Origin of the sequence: Pedobacter lithocola (genome assembly GCF_042650845.1) — a bacterium.
GTDB lineage: Bacteria > Bacteroidota > Bacteroidia > Sphingobacteriales > Sphingobacteriaceae > Pedobacter > Pedobacter lithocola.
The window spans coordinates 850,857-862,895 of the sequence record NZ_JBHSBW010000007.1 but is presented as its reverse complement, the minus strand read 5'-3'; the positions used below and the strand labels follow the sequence as shown (position 1 = coordinate 862,895).

The 12,039-nt window shown below is 34.2% G+C and carries 10 protein-coding genes; 5 read left to right on the top strand and 5 right to left on the bottom strand.

Features of this window, described 5'->3' with window-relative positions; all coding sequences use genetic code 11:
• Positions 1–28: 28 nt before the first annotated feature.
• Entirely contained in the window at positions 29–478 is a 450-nt protein-coding gene (locus ACFOWA_RS06085; RefSeq protein ID WP_378982831.1) for a hypothetical protein, read from the bottom strand.
• A 70-nt stretch (positions 479–548) separates the two neighbouring features.
• Positions 549–1,325 (bottom strand): XRE family transcriptional regulator, encoded by a 777-nt coding sequence (locus ACFOWA_RS06080; RefSeq protein WP_378982829.1) that lies wholly within the window; start codon positions 1,323–1,325, stop codon positions 549–551.
• Between the two features lie 133 nt (positions 1,326–1,458).
• Between ACFOWA_RS06080 and ACFOWA_RS06075 the strand changes: the two genes are divergently transcribed.
• Positions 1,459–1,809, top strand: coding sequence for a GIY-YIG nuclease family protein (locus ACFOWA_RS06075; RefSeq protein ID WP_123206429.1), 351 nt, complete (start codon positions 1,459–1,461; stop codon positions 1,807–1,809).
• 187 nt (positions 1,810–1,996) lie between these two features.
• Here the strand turns inward: ACFOWA_RS06075 and ACFOWA_RS06070 are convergent, their stop codons facing one another.
• Both ACFOWA_RS06070 and ACFOWA_RS06065 read right to left on the bottom strand, forming a co-directional pair.
• The gene (locus ACFOWA_RS06070) at positions 1,997–5,146 is read right to left on the bottom strand and encodes a peptidase MA family metallohydrolase (RefSeq protein ID WP_378982825.1); all 3,150 of its coding nucleotides are present in this window, start codon (positions 5,144–5,146) and stop codon (positions 1,997–1,999) included.
• Between the two features lie 115 nt (positions 5,147–5,261).
• The gene (locus ACFOWA_RS06065) at positions 5,262–7,703 is read right to left on the bottom strand and encodes a transglycosylase domain-containing protein (RefSeq protein ID WP_378982823.1); all 2,442 of its coding nucleotides are present in this window, start codon (positions 7,701–7,703) and stop codon (positions 5,262–5,264) included.
• Between the two features lie 128 nt (positions 7,704–7,831).
• Here ACFOWA_RS06065 and ACFOWA_RS06060 point away from each other — a divergent pair, with 128 nt between their 5' ends.
• The 4 genes from ACFOWA_RS06060 to ACFOWA_RS06045 all read left to right on the top strand — a co-directional run bounded on the left by ACFOWA_RS06060 (position 7,832) and on the right by ACFOWA_RS06045 (position 10,994).
• Positions 7,832–8,710, top strand: coding sequence for a polyphosphate kinase 2 family protein (locus tag ACFOWA_RS06060; RefSeq protein ID WP_378982820.1), 879 nt, complete (start codon positions 7,832–7,834; stop codon positions 8,708–8,710).
• A gap of 54 nt (positions 8,711–8,764) precedes the next feature.
• Positions 8,765–9,226 (top strand): VOC family protein, encoded by a 462-nt coding sequence (locus ACFOWA_RS06055; RefSeq protein ID WP_378982818.1) that lies wholly within the window; start codon positions 8,765–8,767, stop codon positions 9,224–9,226.
• Between the two features lie 95 nt (positions 9,227–9,321).
• Positions 9,322–10,404: a PAS domain-containing sensor histidine kinase gene (locus ACFOWA_RS06050; protein WP_378982815.1), complete on the top strand. Its 1,083-nt coding sequence runs from the start codon at positions 9,322–9,324 to the stop codon at positions 10,402–10,404.
• A gap of 395 nt (positions 10,405–10,799) precedes the next feature.
• Entirely contained in the window at positions 10,800–10,994 is a 195-nt protein-coding gene (locus ACFOWA_RS06045; protein ID WP_378982812.1) for a hypothetical protein, read from the top strand.
• A gap of 196 nt (positions 10,995–11,190) precedes the next feature.
• On the opposite strand, the gene ACFOWA_RS06040 is transcribed toward ACFOWA_RS06045, so the two are convergent.
• A complete protein-coding gene (locus ACFOWA_RS06040) occupies positions 11,191–11,994 on the bottom strand; it encodes a S1/P1 nuclease (protein ID WP_378982810.1) in 804 nt (267 codons plus the stop codon).
• Positions 11,995–12,039: the final 45 nt, after the last annotated feature.

Here is a 12,039-nt window from a genome sequence, read left to right as displayed (position 1 = left end):
GCTTTGTAATATTTCAAATAATTTAAATTTAACCTTGTGCTGGTGGATTAGAAACTACAGGGGCTTTATCTCTTTTCCCTCTTCCCATGCCTTTTCTCATTTGTCCACCTTTTTCTTTAGCTTCTGCTCTAAAAGCATCTAACTTTGTTTTCTGTTCTGCAGTTAATATATTATCAAGGTCTGCTTTACTTTTTTCCATTTCTGCTTTTCTATCCTTCATCTTTCCTTTCATTGCAGCTCGGTCTTCAGTGCGAAAAGCATCCATTTTTTTTGCTCTGTTTAACTCAATTGCATAAACTTTTTGTTTTTGGTCTGCAGTTAAGCTTAACTTTTTATCCATCATCCCGGTTGCCTTTTCTGCTCTTTGTTCTGCAGTTAGGTTAGCCATTGGTCTTCGTGCTCTTTTTGTAGAGTCTTGTGCAAATGCGGCAGTAAAACCCATTACTGCAATTGCCATCGTTAAAATTAGTTTTTTCATTTTTTGTATGTGTTTAAACTAATAGAGGGCAAAACGGCTTATGGGTTTAATCTATCATTGTTAAAAAATGTTAATTCTTATTCAATTGAGAAATAGATTTTTGCATTTGCGCCATCATTTGGGTCAAAGTTTCCATAGTTGGATCTGGTGCTGGTTCGGGCAATGAGGTTGATATATAAGCTTTTGCTTTCCAGATTTCTAAAATATCATCGGCTGCAATTGTATAAGCATCATATACTTTATTATCCGAAATCAATTTTAAATCTTTATTTTCTTTAAAACGATTGCCTGCTCTTTTATATACAACACCTTCGTTTTTACTAATTATAATGTAGGTTTCGCCAGTTTTAACTTCACTCCAATTATCTAAATATTCACCTATAATTACACTTCCAGGTTGAACGGGTAACATACTATCGCCCATAATTTCAAAAGCACGAAAGGTTCCTTGGCGCAAAGCCGGAATTGGTAATTGAAATTTAGGCAAATCGCTAATGTATTGAGGGTCTGAAAAACCATTTAAATAACCCGCACTTGCTTTAACAGGAACCAACTCAATATTTTCTCTGTCGTTTGCATCAACCGAAATGCTAAGTACTCTTAGGTTAGAACCAGAACTTTTTGGCTTAGGTTTCCAGCTGTCAGATATTTTCTCATTGATGAATTCATCGATGGTTAAATCAAAATATTCGGCTATTTTTTTTAGCAAATCATATTTCGGCTCAGCTCTATCTTCTTCATAAGCTCCAATCAACGATCTTTTAATTTCCATCAAATCGGCGAATGCTTGCTGTGTATGGCCTTTTTTCTTCCTTAGGTACTTTAAATTATTTGAAATATTTGACATAAAAATAAATTTTAAAATAAATTTGGAATTACTAAAATAGTTAGTAATTTTATGCTCATAAAGTTAGTAATATTATTTTGATTTGCAAGAGAGTATGCTAATTAGTTTAGTTTTAATTTATAAACACGTTATTATGAAAAAGTTTGTTTACATCGTTACCGACAGAAATCGCACAAGCATGCATGTTGGCATGAGTTCTGATTTGATTAAAACATTAGATTTTTACAAGCAGATGCCAAACTTGTTTTTTGATAACGGACAACAATTAACACGCTTGGTTTATTTCGAAGAATTTAAAACAGAGGCGCAAGCACTAGCCAGATTTAAATTGGTTAGCAGATTTACCCGCATGCAAAAAGAACGTTTGGTAAGATCTTGCAACCCTGATTGGATAGACTTAACAGTTGGTTTAGATTTTGAAAATATATTACTACATAGAAATATAACAAATCAAGTAAAATTGTCATTTACGAGTTTGTCTTAGGTTGAATTAAGATTATTCATCAGTCATTATTTTAGCCCTCGGTCTGTGTCCTCACAGACCGAAATAAAATATTCGTTTTTATTCTGAAATAAGAAATGGTCTGTGAAGACACATGCCATGGAAGCTTACTGTAAGCACTAACCATGGATTATATTTTCACAGACCAAAATTTAATGATTTCTGGGGGTTACCATCCTGGAGCAAAGGTTAAACCGAATACGCCGGTTTTCACATCTTTACGTTGAAAAGGTATAGCGTAGTATGGCTCCAAAACGAAATAGTTGAATACGTTTACACGTAGTGAAATACCAACACTCATAACAGGAATTCTTTCAGTTGATACTTGGTTCTCACCAACAACTTGCCCATTATTATCAACAATTGGTATTGTTGTAAAAGCTGCTTCTTTCTTAAATACAACTTTACTGTCGTTCGTCCAAGCAACACCAGCATCAAAAAATAAGTTTAAATCGGTGACTAAAAATTTAGATGGAATTGCACTGAGTTTTTTTGGTCCTGTAAATGGTAAGCGGGCCTCGAAATTAAATACAACCAGTTTACTTCCACTTAACTGATTGATGTCGTAATTATTTGCGAGCGTTGCAGAATTATTTTTGTAAATCGAATTTGCCTCGTAACCTCTAATTAAGTAGGGGTAACCAAGATACATAGGATACAACCTGTCCGCATCTTTACCAATTCTTAACACGTTGTACGACCTCGCAGCAAGAGTTATTGGTTTTATCCTCCAGTATTTGCGTAAATCGGCTGTAACCCCAGAAAATCTATACGTTCCAAAATAAAGTTCTCCACTCACTCTGTATCTGAAACCGTCAAGTGGAGCTGTTAAGCCAAAAATAGAATTATCGCCTATAAAACCAGCATTAACTTGGAATAATGTAAAAGGATTGAATGGTACACCGTAATCTAAGGATGCTTGTTCAGCAGAAACCTTACTTCTATCAGATCCTAAATAAAATCCATCTGTACTGTAGTAATTGCTGTATCTATCAATGCGATAACTGTAATTTGAAAAAGCACCGCCAAGTTCAAAACGATGAATTTTGCTAAAAGGGTAGGAGGCAAAAAGCTGAACCTGATCTTCAAAGGTCCTGATGATATCTGTACGGTAATTTATCGCGTCGACAGTTGTATTACCACTTGGAACCTTTTCAAATCCATACGAACTAAAACCTGATACATAGGGAATATGGGAAACCGCTACACCCCAGTTTATTCTACTTTTTTGATTGATGTAACCGACCAATCCGCCGAAATCGTAAATTTCTCCATTAACTGATAAATTTGCGATGATTTGATTGGTTCCTAAAATATCGCTAAACATACCAATAATACCGCCTTGTACACCTGTTCCAAATCTGCTTGTAGATACGCCAACGCCACTATTTGCTAAATAATCTAACCTAAATTTTGGCTTATATGGAACCGTTTTCATCGAATCGGCTACAATTTTTTCAAAACGGTCAAAATTGTTCAGGTTAGAATTTATAATGTTTACACCAATATTTTCCATAGGAGGAAGAATAGCGGCATCAAAATTTTCTTCCTGATTGTTGATTCTTTTTGGCTTAAAGCTACTAAGATTGGCATTGTATAAAGTGTAGCGCTGGTAACGATAGTAACTATAAACAATATCATTGGTTTGCGAAACCGAAATGGCTGGAGAGAATTCGGTAATTCCACTTATGCCTGTGAAATAATCAGTTAGCTGATCAACAGTATTATCTGCAAAATTGTATTTGTACAAATTTCTAAAACCATCTCTATTAGATAAAAAGTAAACGTTCTTGCTATCTGGTGAGAATTGTGCATTCAAGTTATTTCCACCAGGAAAAACACCAAGATTACTTACTGTTTTCGTTGTGATATCAAAAATTGCCAGGTTTATCGGGTGTACTGCAGTTATGTTTTTATTTTCTATTGCTGCCCTATCTGATGAAAAAACCAATTTATTGCCATCAGGAGCGTAACTCGGTGCATAATCAGAATAAACATCGTTTGTGATTTGAGTTACTTGTTTGGTATCTAAATTATAAGAGAAAATATCGCTTTGGCCTTCAACCATCCCTGAAAAGGCAATGTCTTTACCATTTGGCGACCATGTTAAATTTCCAAATTGAGAAACATCTCCCATTGCTGTTTGCACAATGGTAGAACCATTTGCAACATCGATAATCATCATTTGATTTTTGCCTTGAGAAAATATACTAAAAGCAAACTGTTTACTATCTGGCGACCAAGCCCCAGCAGATTCTATAAAATTAAAATCATCAATATGTCCGTTTGATATTTGGCTGGTCAGCTTTCTAATAATTCTTCCTGTCTTGGCATCAGCAAGAAATAAATCGATGCCAAATAAATCCTTTTCAGATAGGAATGCAAGATACTTTCCATCGGGACTAAGGGCAGGAGCAACGTTCATGTTACCTGCGTTCTTATTATCAATAATTTTAGTTCCAGTGATTTTAACTTGAGCACTATCGGCTTTTAGCATTGGTTTATAATGTGCATCGATTGCATTTTTCCACAATCCAGATAGCGTTTTATCATCATATCCAAAGGTGTATCTTATTGCGTTTTCGTAACCATATTTGGCGGTATTTTTAAATAATGGTACAATCGTAGTATCTCCGTATTGCGAACCAATGTAAGTCCAAAATGCTTGTCCGTAACGGTAGGGGAAATACTTATTGGAGTTCGTTAAATCTTTTAATGATGGAATATCTCGATTTAACATGGCATCCCGCATCCACATAGATGTAAAAGCATCGCGTTTACCGATAGATAAATATTCGGCCATACCTTCAACCATCCATAAGGGCGTTTGTCCTACGTTTTCCAAACTAATAGAATCTTTTTCGAGTAACAAATGGTATTGAAATGCATGCACCAATTCATGTCCTAAAACGTGACGGGTTTGACTATTTAATTCCATCACAGGCATAATTACCCTATTTTTTAATGCTTCGGTAACACCACCAGTTCCTACACCTATTTCGCCATTAAGCGCTGTCGTTTGTTGAAAATCTGGATGATTGTTGTAAAGAATGATTGGGTTTTTCTTTAAAAAAGTATCCCTAAAAACTTCCTGATGCATTTTATACCAGGTTTCAGCATCTTGAGTAAATTTCTTTAATAAATTCTCATTTTTTAAGTAGTAATAAATTTCAAAGTGTGGTGTCTGTAAAACCTTAAAATCGAGATTTTTATACCGAACCTTATTTTGCCCAAAGTATTGTGCCTGAGCCGATAATGATAGTAGAGCTAAAAGTAAAACTGATAAGAACTGCTTAAAAATAGTAGAGCTTATTTTCATACGTTAAATTTAAAATATGCAGAATTTTATTGATGTAGATTTGAATAATAAAAATAGCAATTGTTTAGATTACTATTTTTATTTTAACACTTTTGCCAAGAATAATTGGAGATTTTTAATTATCGACTTTCTTTTTTTCTCGCTCTTCTTGCCTTTGTTTTCTCTTTAATTCTCGTTCTTCTTTTTTAGATAATGGAATTACAGTTGCAGGCTGAACAGGCACAGGTTCAGGTTTTTTCTCTTCTTTTTTTACTTCGGTTTCTGTAGTTGGCGTAGGTGTTGTAGTTTCAGGAGCTAGTGGATCTACAATATCTGTCGAATCTACCAAAACAGTATCTGTAGAAGTTGTATCCTCAACAATTCTCGGGCTTGGACAGTTTATTGTTCTTGTAATTTCTACCGTAGCTTTTGGAAATTGGCCATAAGTATAGCCAGAATTAGGGTCGTGATAAACCTTTTCCATAAATTTAGCAAAAATTGGCAATGCAGTTCTAGAACCTTCACCTTGTTCACCATTTTTAAAATGAGCAGTTCTTTCATCGCAACCTACCCAAACTCCTGTAACTAAATCTTTTGTAATGCCCATGTACCAGGCGTCAACATAATCAGAGGAAGTGCCGGTTTTACCACCAATTTGATTATTCTTTTCCCATAAATCCCATTCCCATAAAGCCTGAGATGTACCTCCAGGTTCTTCCATACCACCACGGAACATGTATAACATTAACCAGGCAATTTCTTCGGTTAAAACCCGCTTTGTTTTTGGTTTAAAATCTTCAATAACATTATCATCCTGATCAGCAATTTTCTCTACCAGAATTGGGTCTGTTTTAACGCCTTTATTTAAGAATGTACTATATGCTTTAACCATTTCAAACACAGAAACATCGTTAGAACCTAGGCTGACTGATGGCACAGACTCTAAATGACTGTCGATACCGCATTCGTGAGCCCATTTTACAACATTATCCCATCCAACTTTTTCAGTTACTTGGGCAGTTATGGTATTAACAGATTTTGCCATTGCCCAACGTAAACTCATTTCTCTGTACGTAACGCTATAATCTGCATTTTTAGGTTCCCAGTATTCTGTTTTACCTTTATTTTGGTAGGCAATTTTTACTGGCTTATCAGTAAATTTATCGCATGGATTCATCCCTTGCTCCAATGCCGTTAAGTATGCAAAAGGTTTAAAAGTAGAACCAGCTTGTCTTTTTGCCTGATTAACATGATCGTATTTAAAAAACTTATGGTCGATACCACCAACCCAAACTTTAATTTTTCCGCTTGCTGGCTCCATGGTCATCATGCCTGTATTCATGATTTTTCCATAATAACGGATAGAATCTAAGGTTGAGAATAAAGTATCTCTATCGCCCTTATAAGTAAAGATTTGCATCTTTTTCTTTTTATTAAAGTAGGCAGTAACCGAATCAGGGTTATTTGCAAATTTCTTTTGAAGCAGGCTATAAATGGGTAGGTTTTTCATTGCCCTATCAGGATAATCAACCTTATTTTTCTCCGAATCGTACCATGGGTCTTCATTTCCCCAAACGCCATAAAATCTACGTTGTATGGTTTTCATCTGCTCTTGTACAGCTTCTTCAGCATATTTTTGGAGCTTTGAATCAATGGTTGTGTAAATTTTTAAACCATCTTCGTACAAATCGTACCCGTTATCTTTACACCATTTTTCTAGATATTTTGCAACGGCTGCCCTTAAGTAAGAATCTCCATCGCTGCCATCTTCCAATTTTCCTTCCTTAAGTTTTATTGGTTCTTTAGATAAAGCTACAAGGCTATCATTACTTAAATATTTGTATTTATTCATTTGGCTTAGTACTATGTTTCTACGCACCAAAGCTTTTTCAGGGTTTTTTGTTGGGTTGTAAAGCGTTGTGCCTTTAAGCATACCAACCAGCATGGCGCCATCTGTTGTAGATAAATCCTTTGCCTCCTTATCAAAATAAATCCTGCTTGCCGTTTTTATCCCGTAAGCATTATTTCCAAATGAAACCGTGTTTAAGTACATGGTTATGATATCGTTTTTAGAATAATTAGATTCTAATTTAACGGCGGTCATCCATTCTTTAAGCTTTACAATTATGGTTCTTACTAGTGGAATTTTTACCAGTAAACCTTGCGATTTATTGTAACGGGTTCTATATAAGTTTTTAGCTAATTGTTGTGTAATTGTACTTGCACCACCATCTTTACCAAAGCCCACCACCGCACGACCAACTGCCTGAACATCAATACCCCAATGTTTATAAAATCGTACATCTTCTGTTGCTACCAAGGCCTTTATAACACCTGGAGCAATTTCATTATAATTTACAGGTGTTCTGTTTTCTTTAAAATATCTGCCAATTAATTTACCATCTGATGTATATAGCTCAGAACCGACCCTTAGCGTAGGGATTTTTATATCCCGATAGCTTGGAGAATAACCAAACAGCCATAAAAAGTTAAGTTGAAGCGCAGAGAAGAAAATGATTATTAAGAAAATGCCTATAGCAGAATAACGTAAGTACTTGTTTTTTATCTCTTTAAACATATTGGTTAAGATGATGTATCGGGTAAATGCTTTGGAACTAAATATAAAAAACTCCAAATGCAAATTAACGTATTTAATTTACTTATTTTTTAGTCTATATTTAAATAATTGATTACAGAATTATAAATATGAAAAACGAATTTAAAGGCCTGATAATACAGGGAGATAAAAAATTTTCAATAAAAAATACAAAGACTGATTATACAGGTGGCTACAATAAAGAGAAAGCAAAGGATGCTTTGGTGCATTCTAAAATAGAAGTTAATCATTTACAAGAAAAGCTTTATGCTTCGAATACACACTCTCTATTAATCATTTTTCAAGCAATGGATGCTGCAGGGAAAGATAGTGCAATTGAGCATGTTATGAGCGGTTTAAATCCACAGGGCTGCCAGGTTTTTAGCTTTAAAACACCAACATCTGAAGAGTATGAACACGACTTTTTATGGCGACATTATAAAGCATTGCCAGAGCGTGGGCGGATAGGAATCCACAATCGTTCTCACTATGAAAATGTTTTGGTTTGCAAAGTTCATCCAGAATATATCCTAAGTGAAAGTCTGCCTGGGTATGACAAGGTTGAGAAAATTAGCAAAGACTTTTGGAAGCAGCGCTATCAAAGTATCCGTAATTTTGAAGAACATTTAACTGCAAACGGAACCGTGATATTAAAATTCTTTTTAAATGTGAGTAAAGATGAACAGAAACTGCGTTTTTTAGAAAGAATAGATGACCCAACCAAAAACTGGAAATTTTCATCTGGTGATATTAAGGAAAGAGCTTTATGGGATGAATATATGAAGGCTTACGAAGACGCAATCAATGAAACAGCTACAAAAGATTCGCCATGGCATATTATACCTGCTGATAAAAAATGGTTTGCCCGTTTGGCCATTAGCGAAATTATTGAGGATAAATTAAAAAGCTTAAATCTTAAATTTCCTGTTTTGGGCGAGGATGAACAGGGAAAACTAATAGAAACCAAAACTGCTTTGTTAGGTGAGTAGCAAAATACTTGATCCAGAATCTTTTCTCAATTTCACCGATAAATCATTATCTATATGAAAATAATTACATTATTAATTGTAAGCTTAATTGCTTTTAATCCTATTCAAAAATGTATGGCACAAACCGATAAGGAAAGTCCGTCAGTTTTAAACCACATTGCGGTTTATGTTACCGATTTAAATGTTGCTACCGACTTTTACAAAAGTGTTTTTAATTTACCTCAAATACCTGAACCATTTCATGATGGAAAACATACCTGGTTTAGCTTAGGAAATGCAGGGCAACTTCATTTGATTCAAGGTGCAAAAACTTCGGAAGTGCATGATAAAAATGAGCATTTATGTTTTAGTGTGCCATCTGTAGATGCATTTGTCAATACTTTAAAAGCGAAAAATATTAAGTTTGAAGATTGGCCTGGTAAAGAAGGTGCTGTAACTTTAAGGGTTGATGGTGTTAAACAGGTTTATTTTAAAGATACCGATGGACATTGGCTTGAGGTCAATGATGCTAAATAATGTAATCTAGTATTAATACTTAATAATAACCTCACTAAATTTTAATTAAAAAAATTAGATGTTATTTTTAATTTTGTAGATAATTAATCATTCCTATGCAAGACTTGAACTCTGATATTTTTTATCAAATTGGCGACCAATCCAGAGACGTATATTTCGTTTATAACATTAATGAAAACAAATTTTCTTATTTAAGTCCCGCATTCCAATCAATTTTCGAAATTTCTTTAGAATCGGCAAAAAATAATCCCCAGATAATTTTCGATTGTGTGCATGCTGAAGATAAAGGCTTAGCAATAGATTGTTTCAATGAATGTACAGAGCAAAAGGTTGGGCGTAAATACGAGTTTAGAATTTCCTGCAAGGATAATTTTATCAAATACATCAGAATTAGTGTTTACCCAATTTTATCAGAAAATAATTTAATCCAATTAAGCGGCATTGTAGAAGACGTTAGCGTAGCTAAAACAAACAATTTTCACATTGAAAAAATAAATGCGCAAAAAAATACCACGCTAGAAATTGTTTCTCACGATTTAAAAGAGCCAATGGCTATGATTAGCCTTGCAGTATCTGATTTACTGAAAAATAGCCTTTTTGAAGGGCAGGATCGTGTTTTGAAATCGCTCACATTTATTAAAGACATGTGCGAACGAAACGTATTGCTTATTAGAAATTTGATTAATCACGAGTTTTTAACTTCTGCAGAAGTTGATATTAGAAAAGAAAGAGCAGATTTAATTAGTGAGATTAAAGATGTTATAGGCTTTTATCAATATGCAGAGCTAAATTTATACAGACGATTTGAATTTGTTAGTACCGAAGAAAAACTCTATGCTATGGTTGATAGCATGAAATTTATGCAGGTAATAAATAATTTAATATCAAACTCTATAAAATTTACCCCTGTAAATGGAACAATAAAAATAGAAGTACAGGATAGGGGCAAGTCGGTTCTTATTTGTGTTAGCGATAACGGCATCGGTATCCCGAAGCATTTGCAACCTTATTTGTTTGAACGTTTTAGCATTGCCATGAGAGAGGGTTTACACGGTGAAGATTCATGGGGCTTGGGCATGTCTATCATTAAAACGATTGTAGAATTGCATAAAGGTAAAATTTGGTTCCAAAGTGAGGAGCATGAAGGAAGTACATTCTTTATCGAAATACCCAAATAACACTATTTATTCATTCATTTTCTTACTGTAAGATAATAGAGAATCTGGTGTATTCTACACATTTTCAATGCAACTACCTGCCATTTTCGTATAATTTAAATTACAAAATTGCCTTTACGAGCTTTAATAAAGTCTTGTAGCTTGCCTGGAAAATATCTAAGGTATCTTATCTTGTTCATTATTACAGGTTTATTTATTAATAGTATAAACCTGCCTTCATTCACTTTATTCATACCGGCTAATAAATTAACATTATACCTAATTTGGTACTAATCATACAACGCTTATCAGGATTGGAAGCAATGATTAATTTAGAGGATTGCAGGTTATGTAGTAACCTGCAATTTTTTAACCAACCTATAATCAGTTAAATAATTATCAGCATCTCAATTGTAATGAAAGTAGTGAATCAGTATTCATCGGTAAATGATTTAGATAACATTCGTGAGGGTGATATCATTGTACACCGGAATGGAAAAACAGCCATTGTGGTAAAAATACAAATCGTATGTGCAAAAGGGCAAAAGCAATATTTTTATAAGCTAAAAAATGAGGGTACACTTTTTATCGCTAAGTCGCAGATGGCGTAAAAAAAGAAAAGCCTGCATATAGCAAGCTTTAACTTTTTGGTTTAATATTTTGCTTTTATGGTGTGCCTGCCCTTCGCGGATATCCCACTCACAGGACTTATTTTAGGATGATTTTATTTAATGATAACAAGTTATGCATTGAAAGGTTTTTAACCTAAAATAATTATAAACACCTGTTGAAAACTGTTAATAACTTCTATTTCGATTCAACGCCTTTAAATATTTCGTTTAATACACCAGCTAGGCGAATTGATGATTGTTGTATTCTTCGCTCAATCATCGGGATATGCTTTTTATAATATTCTTCACCAATATTTCTGGTTTTCATCTCATCAACCTCAGCGTATAATTCTGAACTTATTTGATAACTCTCCCAAGCCCATTTAATTGGTGGGTCGCGTTGCCATTTTCTAATCTTGCGTTTTGGTATTTGATTGAATTTTACGGCTAGGCTGTCATACTTTAAACCTCCATGTTCCAATAATCTAGTATCGATAACACTATGTAGATTAGTTCCTTTACCTTCATAGTTCAATTGAATTGTGTTTCCACCTTTATCTTCAGCTCTGCTTACGTGCATGGGTTGATGTATATCGCCAACAAAATGTAATACAAATTTTAAAGCCTCAATTTTTTGCTTCCTCGTTGCGTCCTTTTGCTTAAGTGTTTCTTCTGCGTTAATTAAGGCGCTATAAACATTAGCTTGTTTTAAAGTATCAACTGTATTCTTAAATTCACGAAAACTTAAGCCTAATGGTAAATTTAGAAAATGCCAGTTGGCAGTTTCTTTAAGTTCTGGATATTTCCGGGCATCATCTGCCCAAGTGCAGGCATCAGCAATACTGCTATCACCTAATAAATCTTTTACGGCAGTTTTAGCAGTAGGAGTAAGGTAATTTTCGGTTAACGAGCCAATTGTTTTGTGTCCAGTATATCCCCAAGAAATTAAAAAGAGAGAAATTGATACAAGTAAAGCCGCAAAGGGATAACGATAGTTCATTAGTATCAAATATTTAATCAAAAGTAATGCTATGAATGGGATTTA